The 24,130-nt window shown below is 63.1% G+C and carries 26 protein-coding genes; 17 read left to right on the forward strand and 9 right to left on the reverse strand.

Annotated features, from left to right (window positions below; all coding sequences use genetic code 11):
- Positions 1-21: 21 nt before the first annotated feature.
- Together HNQ95_RS24505 and HNQ95_RS24510 are read right to left on the reverse strand one after the other, a co-directional pair.
- Complete coding sequence (locus HNQ95_RS24505; RefSeq protein ID WP_067964380.1) at positions 22-762, reverse strand: L,D-transpeptidase; 741 nt, start codon at positions 760-762, stop codon at positions 22-24.
- A 178-nt stretch (positions 763-940) separates the two neighbouring features.
- Positions 941-1,603: a haloacid dehalogenase type II gene (locus HNQ95_RS24510; protein WP_067964378.1), complete on the reverse strand. Its 663-nt coding sequence runs from the start codon at positions 1,601-1,603 to the stop codon at positions 941-943.
- 141 nt (positions 1,604-1,744) lie between these two features.
- On the opposite strand from HNQ95_RS24510, the gene HNQ95_RS24515 reads away from it, so the two are divergent.
- The 4 genes from HNQ95_RS24515 (at position 1,745) to HNQ95_RS24530 (ending at position 4,935) form a co-directional block, all read left to right on the forward strand.
- On the forward strand, positions 1,745-2,623 hold the full coding sequence (locus tag HNQ95_RS24515; RefSeq protein WP_182575527.1) for a branched-chain amino acid aminotransferase: 879 nt from the start codon (positions 1,745-1,747) through the stop codon (positions 2,621-2,623).
- 107 nt (positions 2,624-2,730) lie between these two features.
- On the forward strand, positions 2,731-3,327 hold the full coding sequence (locus HNQ95_RS24520; protein ID WP_067964376.1) for a superoxide dismutase: 597 nt from the start codon (positions 2,731-2,733) through the stop codon (positions 3,325-3,327).
- A 206-nt stretch (positions 3,328-3,533) separates the two neighbouring features.
- Positions 3,534-3,971 carry a c-type cytochrome gene (locus tag HNQ95_RS24525; protein ID WP_067964374.1) on the forward strand — a complete coding sequence of 146 codons (438 nt, stop codon included), beginning with the start codon at positions 3,534-3,536 and terminating at the stop codon, positions 3,969-3,971.
- A 10-nt stretch (positions 3,972-3,981) separates the two neighbouring features.
- Positions 3,982-4,935, forward strand: a complete 954-nt coding sequence (locus HNQ95_RS24530) for a cytochrome c (protein ID WP_154384978.1) — start codon at positions 3,982-3,984, stop codon at positions 4,933-4,935.
- Between the two features lie 43 nt (positions 4,936-4,978).
- Here the strand turns inward: HNQ95_RS24530 and HNQ95_RS24535 are convergent, their stop codons facing one another.
- Positions 4,979-7,078, reverse strand: coding sequence for a S9 family peptidase (locus HNQ95_RS24535; protein WP_154384979.1), 2,100 nt, complete (start codon positions 7,076-7,078; stop codon positions 4,979-4,981).
- A 125-nt stretch (positions 7,079-7,203) separates the two neighbouring features.
- Between HNQ95_RS24535 and HNQ95_RS24540 the strand changes: the two genes are divergently transcribed.
- The 9 genes from HNQ95_RS24540 to HNQ95_RS24580 all read left to right on the forward strand — a co-directional run bounded on the left by HNQ95_RS24540 (position 7,204) and on the right by HNQ95_RS24580 (position 14,263).
- Positions 7,204-7,566, forward strand: coding sequence for an SH3 domain-containing protein (locus tag HNQ95_RS24540; RefSeq protein WP_067966909.1), 363 nt, complete (start codon positions 7,204-7,206; stop codon positions 7,564-7,566).
- 154 nt (positions 7,567-7,720) lie between these two features.
- Positions 7,721-10,039, forward strand: coding sequence for a putative monovalent cation/H+ antiporter subunit A (locus HNQ95_RS24545; protein ID WP_312870988.1), 2,319 nt, complete (start codon positions 7,721-7,723; stop codon positions 10,037-10,039).
- Position 10,040: 1 nt separating this feature from the next.
- Entirely contained in the window at positions 10,041-10,460 is a 420-nt protein-coding gene (locus tag HNQ95_RS24550; protein WP_067964367.1) for a Na+/H+ antiporter subunit B, read from the forward strand.
- Complete coding sequence (locus HNQ95_RS24555) at positions 10,460-10,837, forward strand: Na+/H+ antiporter subunit C (RefSeq protein WP_182575525.1); 378 nt, start codon at positions 10,460-10,462, stop codon at positions 10,835-10,837. Before HNQ95_RS24550 ends, HNQ95_RS24555 begins: the two co-directional genes overlap by 1 nt.
- Before the next feature lie 4 nt (positions 10,838-10,841).
- Positions 10,842-12,416: a Na+/H+ antiporter subunit D gene (locus HNQ95_RS24560; RefSeq protein WP_182575524.1), complete on the forward strand. Its 1,575-nt coding sequence runs from the start codon at positions 10,842-10,844 to the stop codon at positions 12,414-12,416.
- Entirely contained in the window at positions 12,413-12,886 is a 474-nt protein-coding gene (locus HNQ95_RS24565; RefSeq protein WP_067964359.1) for a Na+/H+ antiporter subunit E, read from the forward strand. The genes HNQ95_RS24560 and HNQ95_RS24565 overlap by 4 nt, the downstream gene beginning before the upstream one ends.
- Positions 12,886-13,200: a cation:proton antiporter gene (locus HNQ95_RS24570; protein ID WP_083948784.1), complete on the forward strand. Its 315-nt coding sequence runs from the start codon at positions 12,886-12,888 to the stop codon at positions 13,198-13,200. The genes HNQ95_RS24565 and HNQ95_RS24570 overlap by 1 nt, the downstream gene beginning before the upstream one ends.
- Positions 13,197-13,571, forward strand: coding sequence for a monovalent cation/H(+) antiporter subunit G (gene mnhG / locus HNQ95_RS24575; RefSeq protein WP_154384983.1), 375 nt, complete (start codon positions 13,197-13,199; stop codon positions 13,569-13,571). The genes HNQ95_RS24570 and mnhG overlap by 4 nt, the downstream gene beginning before the upstream one ends.
- 266 nt (positions 13,572-13,837) lie before the next feature.
- Positions 13,838-14,263: a Ros/MucR family transcriptional regulator gene (locus HNQ95_RS24580; RefSeq protein WP_154384984.1), complete on the forward strand. Its 426-nt coding sequence runs from the start codon at positions 13,838-13,840 to the stop codon at positions 14,261-14,263.
- Positions 14,264-14,590: 327 nt separating this feature from the next.
- On the opposite strand, the gene HNQ95_RS24585 is transcribed toward HNQ95_RS24580, so the two are convergent.
- Positions 14,591-15,019: a SufE family protein gene (locus HNQ95_RS24585; RefSeq protein WP_182575523.1), complete on the reverse strand. Its 429-nt coding sequence runs from the start codon at positions 15,017-15,019 to the stop codon at positions 14,591-14,593.
- A gap of 212 nt (positions 15,020-15,231) precedes the next feature.
- A complete protein-coding gene (locus tag HNQ95_RS24590; RefSeq protein WP_182575522.1) occupies positions 15,232-15,633 on the reverse strand; it encodes a DUF5330 domain-containing protein in 402 nt (133 codons plus the stop codon).
- A gap of 453 nt (positions 15,634-16,086) precedes the next feature.
- Between HNQ95_RS24590 and HNQ95_RS24595 the strand changes: the two genes are divergently transcribed.
- From HNQ95_RS24595 to HNQ95_RS24605, 3 genes are all read left to right on the forward strand, one after another.
- Positions 16,087-17,862, forward strand: coding sequence for a sensor histidine kinase (locus HNQ95_RS24595; protein ID WP_246340961.1), 1,776 nt, complete (start codon positions 16,087-16,089; stop codon positions 17,860-17,862).
- Positions 17,837-18,631 (forward strand): peptidoglycan-binding domain-containing protein, encoded by a 795-nt coding sequence (locus tag HNQ95_RS24600; protein WP_067964347.1) that lies wholly within the window; start codon positions 17,837-17,839, stop codon positions 18,629-18,631. The genes HNQ95_RS24595 and HNQ95_RS24600 overlap by 26 nt, the downstream gene beginning before the upstream one ends.
- Positions 18,632-18,714: 83 nt before the next feature.
- A complete protein-coding gene (locus tag HNQ95_RS24605; RefSeq protein WP_067964346.1) occupies positions 18,715-19,062 on the forward strand; it encodes a DUF1491 family protein in 348 nt (115 codons plus the stop codon).
- Here the strand turns inward: HNQ95_RS24605 and HNQ95_RS24610 are convergent.
- The gene (locus HNQ95_RS24610) at positions 19,049-20,056 is read right to left on the reverse strand and encodes a DUF2336 domain-containing protein (protein WP_182575521.1); all 1,008 of its coding nucleotides are present in this window, start codon (positions 20,054-20,056) and stop codon (positions 19,049-19,051) included. The genes HNQ95_RS24605 and HNQ95_RS24610 overlap by 14 nt on opposite strands.
- Before the next feature lie 414 nt (positions 20,057-20,470).
- Between HNQ95_RS24610 and HNQ95_RS24615 the strand changes: the two genes are divergently transcribed.
- Positions 20,471-20,638, forward strand: coding sequence for a hypothetical protein (locus HNQ95_RS24615; RefSeq protein WP_246719269.1), 168 nt, complete (start codon positions 20,471-20,473; stop codon positions 20,636-20,638).
- Positions 20,639-20,698: 60 nt separating this feature from the next.
- Here HNQ95_RS24615 and HNQ95_RS24620 read toward each other — a convergent pair whose 3' ends face one another.
- From HNQ95_RS24620 to HNQ95_RS24630, 3 genes are all read right to left on the reverse strand, one after another.
- A complete protein-coding gene (locus tag HNQ95_RS24620; protein WP_182575520.1) occupies positions 20,699-21,241 on the reverse strand; it encodes a DUF1254 domain-containing protein in 543 nt (180 codons plus the stop codon).
- Positions 21,234-21,818: a DUF1214 domain-containing protein gene (locus HNQ95_RS24625; protein ID WP_182575519.1), complete on the reverse strand. Its 585-nt coding sequence runs from the start codon at positions 21,816-21,818 to the stop codon at positions 21,234-21,236. The genes HNQ95_RS24620 and HNQ95_RS24625 overlap by 8 nt, the downstream gene beginning before the upstream one ends.
- Positions 21,819-21,933: 115 nt before the next feature.
- On the reverse strand, positions 21,934-24,087 hold the full coding sequence (locus tag HNQ95_RS24630; protein WP_182575518.1) for a transglycosylase domain-containing protein: 2,154 nt from the start codon (positions 24,085-24,087) through the stop codon (positions 21,934-21,936).
- Positions 24,088-24,130 lie beyond the last annotated feature (43 nt).

Genomic DNA, 24,130 nt, shown 5'->3' on the forward strand with positions numbered 1-24,130 from the left:
TGATGGGCCGCCCTGGGCTGGTCAGGCCATGCCGAGGCCGTTGGTGACCAGGATCGGCGTCTTGGACGGCACGCGGTCGTAGAGATCGATGATGTCCTGGTTCATCAGGCGCACGCAGCCCGACGACACCGACTTGCCGATCGTCCACCATTCCGGCGAACCATGGACGCGGTAGAGCGTGTCTTCGTTGTTCTGGAAGATGTAGAGCGCACGGGCGCCGAGAGGGTTGTTGAGCCCCGGGGCCATGCCGCCATTGCGGACGCTGTACTTCTCGAGTTCCGGCTGGCGGCCGATCATGTCGTCCGGCGGCGTCCACTTCGGCCACTTGCGCTTCCACTGGATGACGGCGCGGCCCTGCCAGGCAAAGCCGGCGCGGCCCAGGCCGACGCCGTAGCGGATCGCCTGGCCGTTTTCGCGCACGAGATAGAGGAAGTGGGTCGAGGTATCGACGACCAGCGTGCCGGGACGTTCGCCGGTCGGATCGGCGACGATCTGGCGAAGGAACTGGGGCTTCACCTTTTTGACCGGAATGCCGGGAACCTCATAGCCCTCGTCGCTGACCGGGCCATACATGTTGACGTAGTCGCCGAAGGCCGGATCGATGGTCGGCGTCGGCGGGACGATCTGAGGCGCTTGCACGAACTGGCCGCCGCCGCTGACGGTCGAGCAGGCCGAAAGCGCTGCCGTGGCAGCACCTGCGGCCGCCAGATTGAGAAAGCCGCGCCTCGTCAGAGGGCGGGATGAATCATGTGATATGGGCATGGCTGCGATCTAGGAGTCCAGTTCGAAAGAAATGGTGAATTCAAGGAAACGGTCGCGTTCCCTTAACGCTCACGGAGATAGGCAGGTCAAAATCAGACCTTAGGGTGGACAAAGCATGGCAACGATGTGACGCGCCAATCACTGTTGCGTTATGGCAACATGACTGACCTATGGTTAGCTAACCAATTGTAACTAAACCTTCCAGCGACGGCAGGATCAGGGATGGTGGCAAGTCGCGGTACTCGTCCGGCTGGTCGGCGCGGTTGATCCAGACGGTACGGCAGCCGAATTTGGCGGCACCCGCAATGTCCCATCGATTGGACGACTGGAACGATATCGCTTCGGGATAGAGGCGCCAGCTGCTGGCCACCAGATCATACACCGACTGGTCCGTCTTGAAGCGGCGCACACTGTCGACGGAGAAGATCTCGTCCAGGATGAGGTCGAGCCCGGCAGAACGGGTGGCTGCCTCAAGCATGGCGGGCGAACCATTGGACAGGATCGCCAGCCTGGCGCCATTGTCCTTCAGGTTGCGCAGGACGGCAGGGACCTCCGGATAGCAATCGAGCCGCCAATAGGCGTCGAGCAGCTTGCTGCGCATCGCCGGGTCGACGGAGGGCACCTTGCGGAAGGCGAAGTCGAGCGCCTGTTCGGTGAGCTGCCAGAAGTCGAGATAGGCGCCCATCAGGGTGCGGACCCAGGAATATTCGAGCTGCTTGGCCCGCCAGATCTCGGACAGCAGCTGGCCGTCCGGGCCGATGTCGGCGGCATGGCGGCGAACGGCGGCGTGCACGTCGAACAGCGTGCCATAGGCGTCGAATATGTAGGCGGCGTGGCGCATGCCTGTGGTTTTCCAACGGCTTGGCGGCGAGCGCAAGCACAACTATCGGCTGGCTCCAACATTTAGGCCTGCTGCCGGTTGACGGGGCCGGCCAAAGCCTTTTCGATGCCCGACACCAACAAGATGCGACGGGAAAAGACCATGACGCTCGCTGCGGCTGCACAATCCACGACCTGGACCTATGTCGATGGCGATTGGCACGAGGGCAATGTCGCGCTCATCGGCCCGCGCAGCCACGCCATGTGGCTTGGGTCCAGCGTCTTCGACGGCGGCCGCTGGTTCGAGGGCGTGGCGCCCGATCTTGAAGCGCATTCGCGGCGGGTCAACTCCTCGGCGATCGCGCTCGGTCTGAAGCCGACGATGAGCCCGGAGCAGATCGTCGGGCTGACCTGGGATGGGCTCAAGAAATTCGACGGCAAGACCGCCGTTTACATCAGGCCGATGTATTGGGCCGAGCATGGCGGCTACATGGGTGTCCCGGCGGACCCGTCTTCGACGCGGTTCTGCCTCTGCCTCTACGAATCACCGATGCTGCCGCCGACCGGATTTTCGATCGGCCTGTCGCCATTTCGCCGCCCGAGCATGGAAACGATGCCGACCAACGCCAAGGCCGGCTGCCTTTATCCGAACAACGGCCGCGCCATCCTCGATGCCAAGATGCGCGGTTTCGACAATGCGCTGGTGCTCGACATGCTGGGCAACGTCGCCGAGACCGGATCGTCGAACATCTTCCTGGTCAAGAACGGCCAGGTGTTCACCCCGGCGCCGAATGGAACTTTCTTGTCCGGAATCACCCGCAGCCGGACAATGTCGTTGCTTGCCGAGAGCGGCCACACCGTTATCGAGAAGATGCTTTCGGTGCGCGAATTCCTCGAAGCCGACGAGATTTTCTCGACCGGAAACCATTCCAAGGTCGTTCCGGTGACGCGCATCGAAGACCGAAATCTGCAGCCGGGACCGGTAGCAAAAAAGTCTCGCGAGCTATATTGGGAGTGGGCTCACTCTACCGGCAAGGCCTGAGTGCAGCGAAGAAAAAACAGTGCCTCTCATCTGTTTCCAAGATGACGACGACCTATCTGTAGACGGCATAGTCATGCCGCGAAATTGCCAGCAAGGGAGTATGATCCATGGCTTTTGAATTGCCCGAATTGCCCTACGACTACGAGGCGCTGCAGCCCTTCATGTCGAAGGAGACGCTCGAGTACCATCACGACAAGCACCACAAGGCCTATGTCGACAACGGCAACAAGCTGGCTGCCGAAGCGGGCATGGACAAGCTGTCGCTGGAAGAGGTGGTGAAGCAGTCGTTCGGCAAGAACGCCGGCCTGTTCAACAACGCCGCCCAGCACTACAACCACGTCCACTTCTGGAAGTGGATGAAGAAGGGCGGCGGCGGCAACAAGCTGCCAGGCGCACTGCAGAAGGCCGTCGATGCCGATCTCGGCGGTTACGACAAGTTCAAGGCCGACTTCATCGCTGCCGGCACCACGCAGTTCGGCTCGGGCTGGGCCTGGCTGTCGGTCAAGGATGGCAAGCTCGCCATTTCCAAGACCCCGAACGGCGAGAACCCGCTGGTTCACGGCGCGACCCCGATCCTCGGCGTCGACGTCTGGGAGCACTCCTACTACATCGACTATCGCAATGCCCGTCCGAAGTATCTCGAGGCATTCGTCGACAGCCTGATCAACTGGGACTACGTGCTCGAGCTCTACGAAAAGGCCTGAGCCGCAGACCCGCCCGGTCGCATCCCCTGATGTGACCGGTGACCGGCCGACGCATCTGAAACCCCGGCAACCGCCGGGGTTTTTGCGTTTGGGTGGAAATGTTCGAAAAACTCTAACAGTCACGGAAGCGTGAAGAGAATTTCAGGACGAATTCGGCCAGTTTCGCCGTTGGCCCTAGGCAGCTGTTGCAACCGAGAGAGGACCTGATGAAAAAGATTGTGTTTGCCGTCGCAGCGCTCGCGCTCGCCACCACCGCAGCATTCGCCGATGTGATTGCTGACCGCCAGGCAGTGATGAAGGAAAATGCGAAGCAAGTCGGCACACTGGTGAAGATGGTGAAGGGCGAGGCGCCGTTCGATGCGGCGGCTGTCGTCGCCGCCCTGACCGCGCTCAACGACAACGTCCAGAAGATCGACGTGGCAGCGTCGTTCCCCGCCGGCAGCGACAAGGGCGACACCACCGCCTCGCCGAAGATCTGGGAAGACCTGGCCGGCTTCCAGGCCCAGGTCGACAAGTTCAAGGAAGTCACTGCCGCCGCAGTCGCCAGCCCGGCTGCGGATCTGGATGCGTTGAAGGCGCAGGTCGGCACCATCGGCCAGACCTGCGGCACCTGCCACGAGGCGTTCCGCGTGAAGAAGGGCTGACCCCTCGCGGATGGCTGTTTTCAGGAAAATCGCAGTTGCGGCTCTGGCGCTTGGCGGCGCCGGGGCCGCAATTTTCTGGTGGCTGACGGTGCCGGAGAGGCTGGCGCCTGACATGTTGGCTGCGTTGGGAACCGGCGACACCGGCCGCGGCCAGCGCATATTCGACGCCGGCGGTTGCGCCTCGTGTCACGCCAGGCCGAAATCCGAAGGCGACGCGCGGCTGCAGCTCGCCGGCGGCGTCGAACTCAAGACGCAGTTCGGCACCTTCGTCGCGCCGAACATTTCTTCCGATCCCAATGACGGCATCGGCGCATGGTCGCTCGAAGACTTCGCCAATGCGATGCTGAAAGGCGTGTCGCGCGAGGGCCAGCATCTCTATCCGGCATTTCCCTATGCCTCCTACGCCCGCATGAAGCCGGCTGACGTCGCCGACCTCTACGCCTTCCTGAAGACGCTGCCGGCGGTTGAGGGCAGGGCGCCTGATCACGAGCTTGGCTTCCCCTTCAACATACGGCTCGGGCTGGGACTGTGGAAACAGCTCTATCTCAGCGATCAGCCGGTGGTCGCCTTTGCCGAGGGCACGCCCGACAAGGTGCTGCATGGGCGTGACCTTGTCGAGGGTGCCGGCCATTGCGGCGAATGCCACACGCCGCGCAGCCTTGCCGGCGGCACCGAAAAGGGCCAGTGGCTGGCCGGCGCTAGGGCAGCCGAAGGCGACGGCGTCGTGCCCAACATCACGCCCGAAGGCAAGGACATCAGCGGCTGGTCCGAAGCCGATATCGCCGGCTATCTCGAAACCGGCTTCACGCCGGAGTTCGATTCCGTGGGCGGCACCATGGTCGAGGTGCAGAAGAACATGGCGAGACTGACTGCCGCCGACCGGGAGGCGATCGCCGCCTATCTCAAGGCGATCCCGCCACAGGCCAACGGTTACCCGGCGCAGCAGCCGAAGCCCGCGGGTTGAGCCCCACCGGCGGCCAGAGGCCGCCGGTCTCTCCATCGCGATGTCAGGCGCGCCCGGCCACCTTCAGAGCGAAAGCGTAGTTGAAGGCGACTTCCTCGAGCCTGGAGAAGCGGCCGGAGGCGCCGGCATGGCCCGAATCCATGTTGATCTTGAACAGCACCGGGCTGTTGCCCGACTTGCGCTCGCGCAGCCGTGCCGCCCATTTGGCCGGCTCCCAATAGGTGACGCGCGGATCGGTCAGGCCGGCCACCGCCAGGATCGGCGGATAGTCGACCTCAGCGACATTGTCGTAGGGCGAGTAGGCGGCGATGGTCTTGTAGTCCGCTTCCGAGGCGATCGGATTGCCCCATTCGGGCCATTCCGGCGGCGTCAGCGGCAAGGTGTCGTCGAGCATGGTGGTCAGCACGTCGACGAAGGGCACTTCGGCGATGATGCCGGCAAAGGCCTCGGGCGCCATGTTGGCCACCGCTCCCATCAGCATGCCGCCGGCCGAGCCGCCTTGCGCGACGATGCGCTCATGCGCGGTGTAGCGCTCGGCGACGAGATGGTGGGCTGAGGCGATGAAGTCGGTGAAGGTGTTGACCTTGGTCGCGCGCTTGCCGTCCTCGTACCAGGCATAACCCTTGTCCTTGCCGCCGCGGATATGGGCGATGGCATAGACGAAGCCGCGGTCGACCAGCGACAGACAGTTGGTGTTGAACGAAGCCGGAATGGTCATGCCGTAGGAGCCGTAGCCATAGAGCAGGCAGGGTGCTGTTCCGTCGAGTGGCGTGTCGCGGTGATGGATCAGCGAGATCGGCACCAGTTCGCCATCCGGCGCCGGAGCCATCAGGCGGCGCGTGACATAGTCCTCGATGTTGTGGCCCGACGGCACTTCCTGCGTCTTGAGCAGGGTTCGTTCGCGTGTCCGCATGTTGTAGTCGAATAGCTGCGACGGGGTGGTCATCGACGAATAGGAAAAGCGCATGGTGTCGGTGTCGTATTCGTAGGAACCCGACAGCCCGAGCGAGAACGCCTCTTCGGGGAAGGAGATCAGGTGCTCGGCACCCGTGGCGCGCTCATGGACGACGATGCGGGGCAGGCCCTCCTTGCGCTCGAGGCGGACCATGAAGTCCTTGAAGCCGACCACCGACAGGATGAGGCGGCCAGGTTCATGGGCGACCAGCTCCTTCCAGTTGCTTCGCGCCGGATCGCTGACCGGCGCCGTCATGATCTTGAAGTCCTTGGCGCCATCGGCGTTGGTCAGCACGAAGAAGATGTCGCCGCCTTCTTCGAGGTCGTATTGCAGGCCGATCTCGCGCGCTGCCACAAGTTTTGGCGCCGCCAGCGGATCGGTCGCCGGAAACAGGCGGTACTCCGATGTCTCATGGTCGCTGATGGAGATCATGATCCATTCGTTGGAGCGCGTGCCGCCGACATTCATGAAGAAGCCGGGGTCGGTTTCCTCATAGACCAGCCGGTCCGCTGCGGCGTCCGTGCCGAGCCCATGGTAGAACACCTTTGACGGCCGGTGGTTGGGATCGAGGCGGGTGTAGAAGAAGCCGGTATTGGCCGCGTCCCATGTGCCCGAACCGCCGGTGTCGCCGACCACGTCGTCAAGTTCCGCGCCGCTGCCGATGTCACGCACGCGCAGCGTGTAGAATTCCGACCCCTTGTCGTCGAAGGCCCAGATCAGGCGCTTGTGGTCCGACGAGTGGTCGATGCCGCCGAGGCGGAAATAGGCGTGGCCGTCGGCTTCCTTGTCGCCGTCGAGGATGATCTCTTCCGGACCGCCTTCGCTCGGAATGCGGAAGTAGCGCGGCTGCTCGCCGCCCTTCTTGAACGAGGAGCCATAAGCGAAAGGGCCATCCTTCATCGGCACCGAGGAATCGTCTTCCTTGATGCGGCCCTTCATCTCGGCAAACAGCGCCTTCCTGAGCTCGACGGTGTCGGCCATCAGTTCGGCCTGATAGGTGTTTTCCGCCTCGAGATGGCTGCGGATATCGGCATCGAGCACGCTCGGGTCGCGGAACACCTCCTGCCAGTTGTCGGCGCGCAGCCAGGCATATTCGTCGACGCGCGTGATGCCGTGGCGCGTGTCGGAGACGGGGCGCTTGTCGGTCACGGGCGCGGCGATGTCGGCGAAGATCTTGGGTCGGGTCATTAGGTCTCGCGTGGGTGCTGAATCTTGAATGCCGAATGAACACGTCGATCAGGGCGGGTTCAAGGGCGGAGTTGCAGTGTGGCGGCAACGTATATGTGACCGGCCATGCCGAAGGAGAAGACCAGATGTTCAAGAAGACCGCCGCAGCAGTTGCCATTGCCTCGACAGTCGCCGTTTTCGCGGCCGAATCCCATGCCGCTGCCTTTTCCGCCTGGGAAGTTGCCAGGGTGCCGTGGGGCGATACGCTCAACATCCGCAAGTTCCCGTCGAACGGCTCGCAGAAGCAGGCGGCCTATCCCAACGGCAAGGTGCTGCAGATGACCGGCCGTTGCACCGGCGGGGTCGATCTGCGCGACATCAGCCGTCTGCCCGTGTGGAAGCAGGAGCAGCGGGTCCGCTACAGCTGGTGCCAGGTCTGGCATGACCCCGCACAGAACGGCAACTACGTCACCGGCTGGGTCTATGGTCGCTACATCACCCCGTACTGACGCGTTTCCAGGTGACATTGCCGCAGCTGCCGCAACGGCGGAAAGCGGTTGTCGTTGACAAGGTCCGATTGCGCTTGCCCTTTGGCTGCCCGACGTCTATGCCCTCAGGTCAACAACGTGAGACACAAAGAGGGCCCGTCCGCTGACCTTCCTGATACTCATGCTGCCGTTTGCGGGAGCGTTGCTTGCACCTGCGCTCGTTCGCGTGATGAAACACAATGCCGGCTGGCTGCTGGCCGCCATTCCACTGGTCGTTTTTCTGCATCTTGCCGGCATGCTCGATGCGGTCAGCAAAGGCAGTTCGATCTCTGGTGGATTTGACTGGGCTCCGAGTCTCGGTCTTCGCTTCTCCTGGTTTCTCGATGGCCTGTCACTGACCTTTGCCCTGCTGATATCAGGCATCGGCACGCTGATCGTGATTTATGCCGGCGGCTATCTCAAAGGGCACCCGCATCAGGGCCGCTTTTTCTCGTTCATCCTGCTGTTCATGGGAGCGATGCTGGGACTTGTCGTCTCGGATTCGTTCCTGATGCTGTTCGTCTACTGGGAGCTGACGTCGATCACGTCGTTCCTTTTGATCGGCTTCGACCACGGGCGGGAAGCTTCGCGGCGCGCGGCACTGCAGGCGCTGCTGGTCACCGGCATTGGCGGGCTTTCCCTGTTGGCAGGTCTGCTGGTCATCGCCCAGGCAACCGGCATGAGCGAGCTCTCGTCGCTGCTCGGCTCCGTCGACGCCTTGCGCAACAGCCCGCTCTACCTTGCTGCCCTGTTGCTTGTGTTGGGCGGCGCTTTCACCAAATCGGCGCAGTTTCCGTTCCATTTCTGGCTGCCCAACGCCATGGAAGCGCCGACGCCCGTCTCGGCCTACCTGCATTCGGCGACCATGGTGAAAGCAGGCGTCTATCTGCTGATGCGCCTCAATCCCGTGATGGGCGACACTGCGGCCTGGGAGACGATCCTGCCAGTGTTCGGCGGCGCGACACTTGCGATTGGCACGTTGCTCGCTGTCAGGCAGACCGATCTCAAGCTGATGCTCGCCTACACCACGGTCTCCTCTCTCGGACTGCTGGTGATGCTGACAGGCCTTGGTTCCGACAAGGCGATCGAGGCGGCGGCGCTTTATCTGATCGCCCATTCGATGTTCAAGGGCGCGCTGTTCATGGTCGCCGGCCTGATCGACCATGAGGCGGGTACGCGCGACATCACCTGCCTGCGCGGCCTGCGCAAGGCCATGCCGATCACTTTCGTTGCCGCGATGCTTGCAGCACTCTCGATGGGCGGGCTGCCGCTGTTCTCAGGCTTTCTGGCCAAGGAACAGATTTATTATGCACTTGGTTCGCCGGAGGGCTGGCAGGCCGTGCTGCTCGTCATAGCCGTCTGCGGCAATGCGCTGATGTTTGCCATCGGATTTGCGGTGGCACTTCGGCCTTTCCTCGGCGATGCCTTGAGGACGCCGAAGGCGGCGCATGAAGGGCCGATATCGCTGTGGCTGGGGCCGGCTGTGCTCGGAGCCTTGGGACTGGCTGCGGCCGTTGCCGCGCCGATCACGCATCGGTTCCTGTCGTCGCCCGCGGCGAGCGCCGTTGCCGGCAGCCCCATCGAGGTCACCATCTCGACGATCCCGCACATCGGCGTGCCGCTGTTGCTGTCCGGCCTGACGGTCGCGCTGGGCATCGCCGCCTATGTCAGGCTCGACAGCTTGCGCGGCGCGACGGCTGGCGTTCTCCAGGCGATCGGCTGGGGCCCGGACCGTGGCTTCGACCAGGTGCTGCGCGGCCTCTTGCGGCTCGCGACAGGTCTGACGCGCATCATCCACAACGGCCGCCTCGACATCTACATGACTGTTACCTTCGTCGCGGTGGCGGCAGCGCTGCTGCTGCCGATGGTGCTGTTCGGCGAGCTGCCCTCGATGCCTGATGTGCCGGCATTGCGCTTCTATGAATGGGGCGTTCTGGCCATCGCCGTGATCGGCGTCGCTGCCGTGGTCAAGGCGCGCAGCCGGCTGACGGCCATCGTTTCGCTCGGCATCCAGGGTTTTGCCGTCGCCTTGCTCTACATGCTGTTCGGCGCGCCAGACCTGTCCTTCACCCAGTTCATGGTCGAGACGCTGTCGGTGGTGATCCTGGCGCTGGTCATGACGCGGCTCAGGCTTGCGCCGACCGACCGCCGCCCGCATGCGCAGAAGCTTCTGGACATGGCAATTGCCGCAGCTTGCGGTACGGCCTTCGCGCTGCTTCTGCTCAAGGTGACGCAACTGCCGTTCGACGACCGGCTGTCGCAGTTCTTCAACACCTACGCCAAGACCATCGCCCATGGCCGCAATGTGGTGAACGTCATCATCGTCGATTTCCGCGGCCTCGACACGCTGGGCGAAATCGCCGTGGTGATGGTGACGGGCCTCGCCATCCTTGCGCTGATACGCATCCGCTCGAAAAAGGCGGACGTTCATGCCCCGGTCAGGAAGGAGGCGTAACATGCAGACGCTGATTTTCCGCACCGCCGCACCCTACCTCACCGGCCTGATGCTGATGTTTTCGGTGTTCGTCTTGTTGCGCGGCCACAATGAGCCGGGCGGCGGTTTCACCGGCGGCCTGATCGCGGCATCCGCCTTCGCCATCCACGGCATCGCCTTTGGCGTGCCGGCGGTGCGCCGGGCACTCTACTTCCACCCCATGGCGATATCAGGCTTTGGGCTGTTTGCCGCCGCTGCGGCTGGTCTGCCGTCGCTTCTGTTCGGCGTGCCGTTCCTGACCGGGCTGTGGATGTCGCCCGCCTTCTTCGGGATGTCTATCGACCTGTCGACGGTCATCGTCTTCGACATCGGCGTCTATCTGGTCGTGGTCGGCTCGTTCACCTCGATCGCTCTGGCGCTCGAAGACAGGGAGCACGACTGATGGAAGCCGTGTTCGCCATCCTCGTCGGCCTGTTCTTCGCTGCCGGCATCTATCTGATGCTGTCGCGGCACATCATCCGCATCCTGCTCGGCGTTGTGCTGTTCGGCAACGCGGTCAATCTTCTGATCTTCACCAATGGCCGCATCATCCGCGAGGTGCCGCCGATCATCGCGGAAGGTCTCGACGTGCCGGCGGGCGCCGTGGTCAATCCGTTGCCGCAGGCGCTGATCCTGACGGCAATCGTCATCTCGTTCTGCTTCTTCTGCTTCCTGCTGGTGCTTGCCTATCGCGCCTATCAGGAGATCGGTACCGACGACACCGACAGCATGCGTGTCGCCGAGCCCGTGGACGACGGCTTGCCGCCGATGGGGTACTGAGACCATGGCCGTGCAAGGTGAGATCGTCGACAAGGCCGCTGCGATGGTTGCCGGGCCGATTGCATCAGTCGATTGGCTGGTCATTGCCCCGGTCGTACTGCCGATCATTGGGGGGGCCGTGCTTCTGTTGATCCGGCACAGCATTCGCTGGCATGCGGTGCTGGCGCTGGTTGTGCTCGTGGTCATGGTCGGCGCCAATGGCCTGCTGCTGCAGCGCGTGCTGGCAACAGGCCCGGTGTCGATGACGATGGGAAGCTGGCTGCCGCCATTCGGCATCTCCTTTACCGCTGACGTGCTGGGGGCTGCATTTTCGCTGACGGCTTCGCTCGTCGCATTCGTTTGCTGCGCCTATTCGCTGCGCGACATCGACGCGACCGGCAGGCGCTACGGCTTCTATCCGTTCCTGATGCTGATGATGGCCGGCGTCAGCGGCGCCTTCCTGACCGGGGACATGTTCAACCTCTATGTCTGGTTCGAGGTCTTCCTGATCTCGTCCTTCGGCTTGCTGATCCTGGGGTCCGACAAGGCGCAGATCGACGGCGCCACCAAATATGCGATCCTGAACCTGGTCGGCACGACCTTGTTCCTGATCGCGACCGGCTATCTCTATGGCACGTTCGGCACGCTGAACATGGCCGACCTTGCCACACGCGCAGGCCAGATCGGCACGGCTGCGCCGCTGATGACGCTGGCCACGCTCTATCTGCTCGCCTTCGGCATGAAGGCGGCGGCCTTTCCGCTCAATTTCTGGCTGCCGGCGTCCTATCACACGCCGCCCGTCATCACCGGCGCGCTGTTTGGCGGTCTTTTGACCAAGGTCGGCATCTACGCACTGTTGCGGACGCTGGTGATGATCTTCGCCGCCGAACGGTTGGTGCTGGCCGGTCTCATCGGCTGGGTGGCGGTGGCGACCATGCTTATCGGCGCGCTTGGCGCCCTGGCGCAATCCGACATCCGCAGGATCGCCGGCTTCCTGGTCATCTCGGGCGTCGGGATCATGCTTGCCGGCATCGCGCTGGGCAGCAATGGCGGGCTGTCGGGCGCGATCTTCTACGCACTGCATTCGATGCTGGCGCTGTCGGCGCTGTACTTGCTCGGCGGGCTGATGCGCCAGCGCGGCGGCAGTTTTTCGCTGCACAGCCTGTCAGGGCTCTATGGCGCAAGTCCATTTCTCGCCGCGCTCGCCTTCATCATCTCGCTCGCGGTAGCCGGCCTGCCTCCCGGCTCGGGACTGTGGCCGAAGGTGATGCTGGTGCGGGCGTCGCTCGACAGTGGAGCCTGGCAGATTGCGGCCGCTATCCTGGTGAGCGGCTTCCTGGCGACCGTGGCCCTTGGTCGTGTGTTGATCCTCGCTTTCTGGCGCGAGGCTCCAGGTGACAAAGCTTCAAGTGACAAGACAGCGGCCGCTGGTCCGATGTCGGCGCCGGGTTGCTCAGCCCTTGTCGTTCTTGTTGCGGCGATGCTCGCGATGGGCGTCCTGCCGGAGCCCTTCATTCGGCTCTCGACGGCGGCGGCCAGCGGACTGCTCGACGCTTCGGCCTATATACAGGCAGTCTTCCCGGCGGGGAGTGGATCATGATCCCTTTCCGCAACGAATTGATACTGGCGCTTGTCTGGGTCGCTGTCTCGGGAAGCTACTCGATCCCCAATCTGGTCTTTGGTTTTGCCGTCGGATGGGTGGTCCTGTTCCTGGTGCGCGACCAGATCCAGGCCACCAGGGCCGTCATCCGCCCGGTGGCGCTTCTTCTGCTGATTGCCTTGTTCATCAAGGAACTTTTCCTCTCGGCCTTCAGGGTTGCAAAGCTGGTGCTGTCGCCACGCATGGACATCAAACCCGGCATCTTCGCCTATCCTTTGAAGGTCGACCGGGATTTCGAGATCACCTTGCTCGCAAATCTGATCACGCTCACGCCCGGCACCTTGTCAGTCGACGTTTCCGATGACCGGCGCACGCTGTTTATTCATGGGATGGACTGTTCCGACCTGGACCAGGCGCGGCGCGACATCGCCCAAGGCTTCGAGCGCAGAATACTGGAGGCATTCAGATGATGTCTGGAACTGCTTTCCTCAACATCAGCGCGATCTTTGCGTTGGGCGTTCTCACCATCTCGTTTCTGCTGGTGGTGGTGCGCGTCGTGAAGGGGCCGTCCTTGCCGGACCGGATCCTGGCGCTCGACATGCTTGTTGCCGTTGCTATCGGATTTATTGCCGTTCTTGGCGTGCGTTCGGGCTTCACATTGTATGTCGATGTCGCCATCGCGCTTGGTCTTGTCGGCTTCCTGGCGACGGTTGCCTTCGCGCGTTTCGTGTTGAGCGGCGGCATCGATGCGAAGAAAGAAGAAGCCGAAGAGGACAGGCCATGATCGACGGAGCAGCCGACTATCTGGCCGGAGGTCTCATCATCGTCGGCGCGTTGTTTGCGCTTGTGGCATCTGTCGGGTTGTTGCGACTTCCTGATCTTTACACGCGCATGCATGCGGCGTCGAAGGCCGGCACGGTGGGATCTTGTCTGATGCTGATCGCGCTTGCTGCGCACATCGGCGAACCGGCAACCGCATTGCGGGCGCTGGCTGGGGTCGTGTTCTTCCTGCTGACAGCGCCGATCTCGGCCCATCTGCTTGCCAAGGCGGCATATTCGGCCGGTTATCGCATGTGGGAGGGGGCAGTGAGCGACGATTTGGCTGAAACGGCTGCCGTGGCAAAGAAGAACGGCCCCTCTGGCACTGAAGGTTGATAATGACCTTTCGGGACAACTTTCAGCGTTGTCAAAAATCATCTCATTTGAAGGCGTCAGCGTATCAAAAAGGTTCATTTGTTAGAGAAGTGATGAAATCATTGTTGTTGTAGTTCACAAAGAATAGTGAATTGACTTGTTCTGGAGACGGGCTCATTAAAGTGATGGAGTGCGAGTCGCAGAGGCAATCTACGATACAAGAACGCACCGCATCCCGATCGGAATATCGGGCAAAAAAACATCCAGTCACATTGGGGCCTAAGCATATGGATACTTCCGAAACGCCTGCAACCAACAATGACACGCTGATCGAGTTGACCGCCGATGTGGTGGCTGCCTATGTCAGCAACAATCCAGTTCCGGTGGGAGAACTTCCGGGCCTGATCGCAGATGTCCACGCAGCTCTCGGCCGCGTTGGCAATGTCACCGAGACGCCGCCAGCCGACAAGCAGAAGCCGGCCGTCAATCCCAAGCGCTCGGTGCACGACGACTACATCATTTGCCTTGAAGATGGTAAGAAGTTCAAATCGTTGAAGCGTCACCTGATGACGCACTACAACATGACCCCCGACCAGTATCGCGAGAAGTGGGGCCTTGACGCCGCCTATCCCATGGTGGCGCCCAACTATGCGGCTGCGCGTTCGCAGCTCGCCAAGAAGATGGGCCTCGGCCGCAAGCGCAAGAGCAAGTAACGCCCTTCGAAAGAGTTTCAGCTTGCGGCGCCCGCGGGCGCCGCATTGCGTTTTGGCCTGGGATGGTGCGGCACAGCGACAGCTGGTCCGGCTGGCCAGGAAAGACGCTCGTCAGCCGGTCGCGCACCTGCCTGAGGACGATGCGGCGATCGAGATCATCGCTCCGGTGGCGATCCTCTGGGCCTCTCGCGTTCGATTGCCTGCTCGGCCGATGCGGTGCTCGCCGCACGACAATGCGTCGACGTCACCGCAAGGTGCTGCCGAGCTGAAAAGGTGCTGCCCAGCATCAAGGGACGGAGGCGCCCGAGATGCGGCTGAGACGGAGGCTCAGGCGATCTGGTGGAGCGCTGCCTCGGCATCACGCTTGATGCGCTTGACCATCGAACGCAGGCCGTTTGCGCGCTGGGGCGACAGATGCTCGTTGAGGCCAAGCTCCTTCAGCGTCGCCTCGGCGTCGATGGCCGTGATCTCGCTGGCGCGATGGCCTGAAAAGAGCGCAAGCATGATGGCAACCAGGCCGCGCACGATATGGGCGTCGGAAGTGCCTTGGAAATGGATGACCGGGTCGGTCCCGTCGCCAAGATGGGTCACCAGCCAGACCTGGCTGACGCAGCCTTGCACCTTGTTGCTGTCGGTCTGGGCGCTTTCCGGAAAGGGCGGCAGCGCTTCACCCAATTCGATGACATAGCGATAGCGGTCCTCCCATTCCTCGAGGAATGAGAAGTCGTCGCGAATGGTGTCGATCGAAGCCGTCATGATGGGTTGGATATAGTCGCAGCATCGCTGCCCGTCACGAAAAAAGCCCGTCACGAACAAAGAAAGACACCGCAGGCGCCAGAGGCGGGCGACCTGCGGTGGGGCCTGGCGCCTTGAGCTTGCAGCCGGGCTGGCTGAGCCGAAGCGCTGAACCGAAAGGGATTGGCTGCCCGAACGCCTGCTCCGTTCGCGGCAATGCCTTGTGTCGGAAATCAGTTGGCCGGAGCCGCGGGCCTCGGGGTCGGCACGGCGGCAGCCTCGGCCGGCACGATGCCAGCTTCCGGGCCAGCTTCCGGGCCAGCCTCTGGAGCAGCCTCGGGAACGCTGCCGGTCTGCGTTGCCGTGTCGGGCTGGCCGAACTGCTCATCGAGCGCCTGATAGGCGATGCGGGCGCTTTCACGGGCCCTGACACCGATGGTCTGGATCGCGGCCTTGCCCGTCTCGCAGACGTCAGGCTTGCGCTCGCAGATGCCGGCGAGGTCGCCGACGGCTTCGCGGGCGGCAAAGATCGCCTGCAGCGGGCTCACGCTGTTCTCGCCATTCGGCCCGGTGCCGAGCGGCAGAACAAGAAGGACGAGCGAGAACCAGAATGCGGTCCTGATGAGAAAGCCCATGGTGTGCCTCTTACTGTGTGGCGGGCCTGATTGTTTTTTTGTCGACCCACATCTTGTTGAGCCGACAATGACATGGAGGAACAAAGGAGCGATTGCTGCAAACGGTGGCATTTTGCGCAGGCTTTTCACCAAAGTTTAACGGACTGGCTCGGCTTGCGCAGGTGGTTTCGCAGGCAATGTCTCACGGTTTCCGTAAGCAATTGATTTAAATTGAAAAACCGCGGGGAAATGCGGCCAGGACAGATTCGCAGGCGCCAAGTCGGCAAATAACCCCCTGTTTACCATGGCGATAACTGTTCTCGAATGTCGGCGCTGTGATCCCGATATTCGCCGCGTAGCCGGGTTTCGGTCGGCCAGCCTTATCCCTTCATTAAAGGCTCGGTGCGAGTTTGGGACAACTACAGAAGAGCCGCAAAGCGAGCCACGGAAGAGTGCGTAGCGTTGAGTTTTGTCATGACCAGATACGGTGAGTTTTCCGGCGCGATGGCCGGCGGCTGCGACCGGCTGGTCCATCCGTCAGCAGATGGCATCGAGCGTTCGCGCCAGCGGCGCCTCGTCGGCTTGCTGCTGGCGGCGCCTTTCCTGGTTGCCGGCGCGGGTGTGTTCCTGGTCTCTGCCAATCTCGGCGCAGCCTCGACCTTTGCCGTCATTTTCGCGGCCTTCAGCCTGAGCTGGCTTGCTGCATTGCTGATTGCTGCGACCGGCAAGACCGGACAGATCGGCGCGACATCTCTTGTTGTCGCAACGACTGCGATCGCTGCGATCGTTGCCGCGGCGGGCGGACTGACGTCGCCGGCGACATTGCTTGTCGCGGCACTCCCGCTCGAGGCGCTGTGGGTCTGGCGGACGCGCAAGGCGGCAAAGCTTGGCACTGTGGCGGCCGCCGTCGCGCTGCTGTCCCAGGCTGCTCTCGGTTCCATGCCTTTTGCAGATGGCGCAGCCGTCTCGGCCTGGCAGTGGCTTCTGCCGGTTGCCTGGCTTGCCACATTTGCCGTTCGTGCCGGTGCTTTCCTCGATCGCCGCGTCGAACAGCAAGACGCGCCCGCTGGTTCTCTCGAAACGATCCTCAAGGCGGTTGTGCTGCGCATTGCCCATAATGGCGACGTGACCGACGTCTCCGAGCAGGCTCGGACAATGCTCAGGCTGCAGCCGGAGCTGCTGTTGGGAACGGCGCTTTTCGACCGCATCCATGTTGCCGATCGTGTCGGCTATCTCTGCGCGCTGGCTGACATGCGCGACGGTGCGCAACTGCGCGAGGTTGAATTGCGCCTGCGCCTGCCCAGGCAGAATGAGGGTGACGCCGGTGACAATTTCCGGCCGTTCGCGCTCGAGCTGATGAAGGCCGACGGCCAGGCCTTCGTTGCCGTCGTCCGCAACAACGACACGGTTTCCGATCTGCGTGACCAACTGGCGACGGCAGCCGATGCGGTCAAGAGCGCCGAACTCGCCAAGAGCAACTTCCTGGCTGCCGTGAGCCACGAACTGCGGACGCCGCTGAATGCCATCATCGGTTTTTCCGACATGTTGCTGCACGAGATGTTCGGTGGCTTCAAGGAGCCGCGCCAGAAGGAATATGTCGGCATCGTCCGCGATTCCGGCCAGCACCTGCTCGACGTGGTGAATTCGATCCTCGACGTCACCAAGATCGAATCGGGCTGCTATGCGATCACGCCTGAGCCGTTCAGGTTCCGCGATGCTGTCGACATGTGCGCTTCGATGCTGGCGCTGCAGGCGCAGGCCAAGTCGCTTGACCTGGTGGTAGAGGTGGCCGCCGGCACCGGCGAGGTCAAGGCTGACCGGCGCGCCGTGCAGCAGATGCTGATCAACCTCGTCTCCAATGCGGTCAAGTTCACGCCCGATGGCGGCAGGGTCGAGATCGGCGCCAAGCGTCTCGGTTCGCGCCTGCACTTCTGGGTTTCCGACACGGGCATCGGCATTGCACAGGACGACCTGTCGCGGCTGGGCACGCCGTTCACGCAGATCCAGAACGACTATACCCGCCGCTTCGAAGGCACCGGCCTCGGACTGTCGCTGGTCAAGGGACTGGTTGCCCTGCACGACGGCACGATGTCGATCGAGAGCGCGCCGGACGAAGGAACGACCGTCACCATCAGCCTGCCCATCGAGGGCCCCGCCTACCGGCCCGAGCCTGCGCGGGGCGAGTTGATGAAGCTTCCTGCCGGCAGGAACAAGGAGATGCGCAGTGGCCCGCTCCGCAAAGCAAGCTAAACGGCAGGTCATTGAGGAACGTAGCCCGCTGCAGGACGGCGTCCTGGCGCTCGGCGGGCTGATTGCCCGCAACCCGGTCCTGGTGGGCGGATCGACGGCGTTCATGGTGGCGCTGTTTTATGTCTCGGCGAATGCGCTCTGGTATCAGCCCTATGCGCACAAGGGCGCCTTCTTCTCGACCCGCGAAGCGGTCGAGTTTCCCGACATGAACCAGAACGCGCCCGAGACGACGATCAAGATCGAACGTCCCGAGGAGGCTGCGGAGGCCGTGCGCCCGCAGGGCGATCCGCGCATCGAACGGGTGCAGGGTATTCTCAAGGACCTTGCGTTCTACGACGGCAACGTCGACGGGTTGAACGGTCCGGCAACGCGCGGCGCCATCCAGGCCTACCAGAAGAAGGTCGGCATGGCGGCATCAGGCGAAATCGACGCGCAGCTGCTCGAGCAACTGGGCGCGGCCGACACCACCGCAGGCATAGCCCCGCGACCGACACCACGTGAACAGGTGATGCCTGCAGCGGCACAAAGGGCAACACAGGCTGCGACGCCGGCACGTGCCGAGCCTGCCGCAGATACCAGCGCGCGGATCATGAAGATCCAGGCCGGGCTGAAGGCTTTCGGCAATGACGGCATCGAGATCGACGGCGTCCCAGGGGCACGGACGAAGTCCGCAATCCGTGAATTCCAGGCTCTGTTCGGGCTGCCGGAAACGGGCGAGCCCGACCCTGGCGTCTATGCCAAGATGCGCGAGATCGGCCTGACCAACTGAAGCAGGGCAGCATTGGCTCGGATTGGCCTGTGCGCGCCGAGCCGCTATAGAGGCTTCGTCGAAACTGCGATCGGGCCGGTCCTATGCGTCTCACCACTGACTTCTGGGTGTCGGCCCTTTTGCGTCGCGTCTTCGGCGAAGGCGGGTTTGGCGCGATCCTCAACCGTGGCGCGCTGGAAGCCGGTGCCGTCTTCATCCTCACCCGCGATCGTTTCGGCCGCTCGAACCTCTACGGCCCGGCACCGCAGACCAGCTACGACATGGCCCGACCCGGCGAACGCCAGTTCAGCCTGCTTGAAAGCGATGATGACGGCACGGCGATCGAAAAGCGGCTCGAACGCGAGCGGCGTTTCGACCCCGACATTTGGGTGGTCGAGATCGAGCCCGGCAAGACCGGGATCGTCGACCTCGTTGCGATTACGACGCCTTGAGCCGGTCGCCCTTGGGCGTAGAGGACTTGACCCTCGTCTGCAGGCGCTCGGCATTGCTGCGGATGCGGGCACCGACCGACGCGGCCTTCCAGTCGCGAACACGGTCGAGTGCCACGTCGCGATGCAGGGCGCGATAGCGCTCCAGGAACAGCCTGACCGATTCCGCATGGGCGAACTGGCCGGGCAGGATGGCAGCGGCGAGCAGGAATGCCTGCTCTTCGGCGAGGTCGAGCGCCTTGAGCGCGTCGATGAGCTGGGAATAGCCAGACTTCTCGGTGATCGAGCGAGCGGCGAGAAGGTCGATTTCCAGCGCGTCGGCAAGCGCTGTCTGGAAGAAGCTGTCGTTGCCCGTCAGCGCCGTCGTCTTGAGCCTGTCGTAGGCCGGCGCGCGCTCTTCATCCGGCATTGCCTGGCGGGGCGTGGCCGGCGTCATCATCGCGCGCAGCTTGCGGCGGACATTCTCGGCAAGCTCACCGGGGACGGGGCCATTGGACATGTCGGGTGCAGCGATCGCTTCGGCGGCTTGCGACGCGTTGGCGGCCGTCTCCTGCTGCCTGGTCACTTCGGGATACACCAAGCGTGGGCGCTCGAGCACCCGGATCAGGTCGGCAATGGTCTTGTGCAGGTTCGGGCGGCGGGCGATCGCGCGCGCATGCGGCAGGCCGTGACGGCCGATCAGCGCGATCAGCGTGACGTCGGACAGAACAGGTGACCGCACGAGCAGCGGTGCTGCGATGTCGACGGGTTCGTCGCAGAGTTTGCGGACCAGGCCGAACGGCGCGTATTCGCTTTCCGAAAGGGCTGCGGCGACAAACCGGCGGGCTTCCACCGACACCTTGTCGAACAGCGGCAGAGTCAGGTCTTCCAGTTGGGCGATCTCGCGGCGCGAAGGCCGGGGCAGGGCGCAGAAGGCTGAGACTGCTGCTCGGAACAGCCGCTCTGGCTTACCGGTTTCGCGTCCGATGGCAATCTGCCTGAAGTCCGATGCTGACACGAACGGGTACGCCTGACAAAAACTCGACACTGCCCTGGATCGTCTGACGCCCACGCGCCATGGCTTCCTAAGGTGAACATAAACTTAGCGAGGATTTGTTAGCGCACTGTTAACTCTGGCGTTAAGGAATCCGTTTGTTACCAATTGGTTACGCGGATTTTCCAGCGAAACCGGGCAAAGCGGGCCGCACCAGGCCCGTGTCATCGGCAATGCTGCTGCTTTCACGCGCGTCTAACGGCGATCGGATATCAAGGGGGTGCCAAGGGCGCAGGCGAGAACCAGGAATTGAATCAAATCCTTGGCAGTAACGGTCTGTTAACCTCTCTGCTGGCCTTATCGAAGCGGAGGCGTTGCGTGCTTACTCCGGTCGAACCGAGAGGGAAATCGCGAACCATGGGCAGTGTTGTGTCATTCATGCCGCGTCAGGCGGCCATCCGCCGGTCTCCCCGGACAGCGGAAACTTCGGCATCCATCATCATCTTTCCAGGCGTGCGCTACGAGCGGACCAAGGGCCCGGCTTCGGGTGCCGGTGAGTTGCGCAACGATGCGCCCCGCCGCAACGATCCGGTGCCGCGTCACTGAAGGCAACGGAGCGGAGCATCCGCAAGGCTGGGCATTGCACGCCCGGCTTGCTGCGCACCCTTACTGGATGTCGCAGTTGATGCCGTCGAGGAAGCGCGACACCGTCGGCTTCCAGCTGTCGTCGGGAACGAAGACGCGAACGACGACGATGCCTTCATCGATGGGCGTTTCGACGAAAATCGATCTCTCGAACTCGGTTGGCAGCTCCTTGCGCAGGTCGATCATCTGTGCCGGTGTCAGCACAACGAAATCGAGGGTGCCGTCGGTCGCGGTGCGGTCGTTGAAGCTGTAGATGTTCTGCCCGCTGCGGTCGTAGACCGAGACCGACCAGTAGGGGACCTTGCCGGCATTGTCGATGCGGACGACACCTTCGTCGAGATCGAAGCGGCAGGCGGCCTCGAAGAAGGACGGATCGAGCGCCTTCACCACCGGCGTGCCGCCGATCTCCTGGTCGAGACGGACGACCTTGTTGGGGCCGGCGACCATGGCAAGGCGCGACCAGGCATCGCGCTCGGAGAAGCTCGGCACCAGAAGCAGGATGACGATGTGGGCGATGCCGGCGCCGATCAGGCCGATCGCCAGGGCATGAAGCAGCCTACGCATTGCACTGGACCCTGACGATGCGCGGCATCTCGATGCCGGAGAGGCCGGTGCTGCTGGCAATGGGCGTGTCGTAGAAGGTCAGCACCAGGTTCATCGCGCCGACACCTGTGACCGAGAGCCAGTTGCCTGGTTCGGGCCGCGTGCCGACCGCGACGCTGATCGAGTTGTCGGGCTGGCGCAGCACTTCCAGTGAATGCAGCGTGGCATCGCGGCGTATCCCCGATTTGAGCGGGATATGCGCCCTGTCGGTCGCATAGAGCGTCCAGAATCGGGCGACCGGCAGCGACCCTTCGATGCGGTAGTTGCATTCGCTCTTCAGGGTAACGCCTGCGGAGTCGCGGTCGGCGACAAAGCTGAGGCCTTCGGCGCGGCCCAGCGCCAGAACGCCGTCGCGGGCGACACGCGCTTTCGAATAGGGGTCGGCTTCCGGGGTGCCGATGTCGGGAAAGGCGGTCCAGGGGCCGACTGACACGGCGCCGATGCCCTCCTGCGAGTTCAGCACCATGCCGACACTGGCAGCGCCGCCGCCGACAGCGATGGCGATGGCGAGGGCGATCAGGATCGATTGTTTCAGCATGAGCCGCCGCAGGATGGAGTTGGCGGAGGAATATCCTGCCCTTTGACAGGAAGGCAAGCGGGCAGCGGCTGCAACCGGTGGGCGAACATGTGCTGGCTGGATCCTTGCCCCGATGTCACAGTGCCGACAGCGTCTCGGGTTCGGGCGGTGCAACGATCGCGGGCGCCTTGTGGAAGACGTCGGCGATGTCGCGCAGCGCACGGGTGGTCGTGCTGGACAGGACGGGAGGACGGTCGGAGGTATCGACGGCCTGCTGCGGCCCGTTCTTGGCGGCTTCCTCTGCCTTGGCGATGGCCGCCGGATCGACATAGGGATCCTTGATGCCGGGAATCGGCTTGAGGTCGATGTTCTGGTGGGCGTAGGCCATGAAGCGCTGCCAGACCATGGCAGGAAGCGAGCCGCCGGTCATGTTGTTGGTGGTCGAGAAGTCGTCATTGCCCAGCCAGACGGCGGCTGTGTAGTTGCCGGTGTAGCCGATGTACCAGGCGTCGCGATAGGATTGGGTGGTTCCCGTCTTGCCGGCGGAGCGGATGTTGGGCAGCGCCGCCTTGCGCGCCGTGCCGACCTCGGGGATCTGCACCATGATCGAGTTCATCGAGGCGACCGCCTGCTCGGACAGCACGCGGTGCGGCGGCGGCGCATCCTTGCTGTAGTCGTAGATGAGCTGGCCGGAATGGGTGACGAGCTGGGTGATGCCGTGGCGGGTGCCGACGATGCCGTTCTGCGCCAGCACGCTGTAGCCGGTCGCCTGATCCATGACGGTCAGGCCCGAGGTGCCAAGCACCATCGTCTTGTGCGAGCTGACAGGAGATTCGACGCCCATCGCCTCGGCCATCGCCTTGATCGGCGGGATCGACAGATGGTCCTTGGCAAGGCGTACCGGCACGGTGTTGATCGACTTGATCAGCGCGGTCGACAGCGTCATGCGCCCGGAATAGCCGCGGGTGTAGTTCTTCGGCGACCAGGCACCCCAGCTGATCGGGCCATCCGAAATGACCGATTCCGGCGTGAAGCCGTTTTCCATGGCGGTGGCATAGACATAGGGCTTGAACGACGAGCCGGTCTGGCGCTGCGCCCTGGTGGCGCGGTTGAACTGGCTGGCGCCATAGTCACGCCCACCGACGATGGCGCGCACCGCACCATTGGTCTCGATGACGACGACCGCACCTTCGGTGACGTGATACTCCTTGCCGAACTGGCGAAGGTGAAATTCGACCGACTCTTCCGCCGCCTTCTGGATGTTCATGTCGATGGTGGTGCGGGCGACCAGCGAGTGGATGCCTGATTTCGCTGCGATCTTCTTGACCTCGTCGAAGGCCCAGTCGAGGAAATAGTCGGGGCTCTTGCGGTCGCCACGGTCGACGATGTCGGCTGGATGCAGCCGTGCCGACAGCACCTGGCCTTCGGTCATGAAGCCTGCCTGCACCAGGTTGCTGAGCACCACATTGGCGCGGGCGCGGGCGGCGGGAAGGTTGATGTGGGGCGCGTATTTGGTCGGCGCCTTGAACAGGCCGGCAAGCATCGCCGCCTCGGCGAGGTTGAGGTCCTTGACCTGCTTGCCGAAGTAGAAGTCGGCCGCAGCTGCAATGCCGAAGGTGCCGCCGCCCATATAGGCGCGGTCGAGATAGAGCTGCAGGATCTCTTTCTTGGACAGGTTCGATTCGAGCCAGATCGACAGGAAGGCTTCCTTGACCTTGCGCTCGACGGTGCGTTCGTTGGTCAGGAACAGGTTCTTGGCCAGCTGCTGGGTCAGGCTCGAACCGCCCTGGACCACCGAATTGGCGCGGACGTTTTCCGACATGGCCCTGACAAGGCCGAGAAAGTCGATGCCGTAATGCTCGAAGAAGCGCCGGTCCTCGGTCGCCAGCACCGCCTTGATGACATGGTCCGGCATCTCGTCGACCGGCACCGAGTCGCGCTGGATGATGCCGCGCTGGCCGATCTCGTTGCCGTAGCGGTCGAGGAAGGTGACGGCGAAGTCGTCCTGGTTGCGCCAGTTGCCGGTGGTTTCCTGGAAGGCCGGCATGGCCAGCGCCAGCATCACCACCGAGCCGCCTGCGGCCATGGTGAAGGATTCGCTCAGGACCTCGATGACGCCGCGGCGCCAGCCTTTGACGCGGAAGCGGCGGAAGAAGATGGTGGCATTTTCCCAGAACTGCTGCGCCCGGAAGCGGAGTTCATACAGCGACGAGTCGAGCCAGGCGTCGAATGCCAGCAGACCCGCCGAGATGCGGCCTCGTTTCTTGCGCGGTGGGATGGGATTTTCCATTCGAGACGAGCCCGGCACGTGACTGCAGCTTACACCAAAACGC

The sequence above is a fragment of the Aminobacter ciceronei genome (genome assembly GCF_014138625.1).
Lineage (GTDB): Bacteria > Pseudomonadota > Alphaproteobacteria > Rhizobiales > Rhizobiaceae > Aminobacter > Aminobacter ciceronei.

What these genes read in the sequence shown, in the direction of transcription:
- HNQ95_RS24505 (WP_067964380.1), bottom strand. Translation starts at nt 762, where the DNA reads ATGCCCATATCACATGATTCATCCCGCCCTCTGACGAGGCGCGGCTTT.
- HNQ95_RS24510 (WP_067964378.1), bottom strand. Translation starts at nt 1,603, where the DNA reads ATGCGCCACGCCGCCTACATATTCGACGCCTATGGCACGCTGTTCGAC.
- HNQ95_RS24515 (WP_182575527.1), top strand. Translation starts at nt 1,745, where the DNA reads ATGACGCTCGCTGCGGCTGCACAATCCACGACCTGGACCTATGTCGAT.
- HNQ95_RS24520 (WP_067964376.1), top strand. Translation starts at nt 2,731, where the DNA reads ATGGCTTTTGAATTGCCCGAATTGCCCTACGACTACGAGGCGCTGCAG.
- HNQ95_RS24525 (WP_067964374.1), top strand. Translation starts at nt 3,534, where the DNA reads ATGAAAAAGATTGTGTTTGCCGTCGCAGCGCTCGCGCTCGCCACCACC.
- HNQ95_RS24530 (WP_154384978.1), top strand. Translation starts at nt 3,982, where the DNA reads ATGGCTGTTTTCAGGAAAATCGCAGTTGCGGCTCTGGCGCTTGGCGGC.
- HNQ95_RS24535 (WP_154384979.1), bottom strand. Translation starts at nt 7,078, where the DNA reads ATGACCCGACCCAAGATCTTCGCCGACATCGCCGCGCCCGTGACCGAC.
- HNQ95_RS24540 (WP_067966909.1), top strand. Translation starts at nt 7,204, where the DNA reads ATGTTCAAGAAGACCGCCGCAGCAGTTGCCATTGCCTCGACAGTCGCC.
- HNQ95_RS24550 (WP_067964367.1), top strand. Translation starts at nt 10,041, where the DNA reads ATGCAGACGCTGATTTTCCGCACCGCCGCACCCTACCTCACCGGCCTG.
- HNQ95_RS24555 (WP_182575525.1), top strand. Translation starts at nt 10,460, where the DNA reads ATGGAAGCCGTGTTCGCCATCCTCGTCGGCCTGTTCTTCGCTGCCGGC.
- HNQ95_RS24560 (WP_182575524.1), top strand. Translation starts at nt 10,842, where the DNA reads ATGGCCGTGCAAGGTGAGATCGTCGACAAGGCCGCTGCGATGGTTGCC.
- HNQ95_RS24565 (WP_067964359.1), top strand. Translation starts at nt 12,413, where the DNA reads ATGATCCCTTTCCGCAACGAATTGATACTGGCGCTTGTCTGGGTCGCT.
- HNQ95_RS24570 (WP_083948784.1), top strand. Translation starts at nt 12,886, where the DNA reads ATGTCTGGAACTGCTTTCCTCAACATCAGCGCGATCTTTGCGTTGGGC.
- mnhG (WP_154384983.1), top strand. Translation starts at nt 13,197, where the DNA reads ATGATCGACGGAGCAGCCGACTATCTGGCCGGAGGTCTCATCATCGTC.
- HNQ95_RS24580 (WP_154384984.1), top strand. Translation starts at nt 13,838, where the DNA reads ATGGATACTTCCGAAACGCCTGCAACCAACAATGACACGCTGATCGAG.
- HNQ95_RS24585 (WP_182575523.1), bottom strand. Translation starts at nt 15,019, where the DNA reads ATGACGGCTTCGATCGACACCATTCGCGACGACTTCTCATTCCTCGAG.
- HNQ95_RS24590 (WP_182575522.1), bottom strand. Translation starts at nt 15,633, where the DNA reads ATGGGCTTTCTCATCAGGACCGCATTCTGGTTCTCGCTCGTCCTTCTT.
- HNQ95_RS24595 (WP_246340961.1), top strand. Translation starts at nt 16,087, where the DNA reads ATGACCAGATACGGTGAGTTTTCCGGCGCGATGGCCGGCGGCTGCGAC.
- HNQ95_RS24605 (WP_067964346.1), top strand. Translation starts at nt 18,715, where the DNA reads ATGCGTCTCACCACTGACTTCTGGGTGTCGGCCCTTTTGCGTCGCGTC.
- HNQ95_RS24615 (WP_246719269.1), top strand. Translation starts at nt 20,471, where the DNA reads ATGCCGCGTCAGGCGGCCATCCGCCGGTCTCCCCGGACAGCGGAAACT.
- HNQ95_RS24620 (WP_182575520.1), bottom strand. Translation starts at nt 21,241, where the DNA reads ATGCGTAGGCTGCTTCATGCCCTGGCGATCGGCCTGATCGGCGCCGGC.
- HNQ95_RS24625 (WP_182575519.1), bottom strand. Translation starts at nt 21,818, where the DNA reads ATGCTGAAACAATCGATCCTGATCGCCCTCGCCATCGCCATCGCTGTC.
- HNQ95_RS24630 (WP_182575518.1), bottom strand. Translation starts at nt 24,087, where the DNA reads ATGGAAAATCCCATCCCACCGCGCAAGAAACGAGGCCGCATCTCGGCG.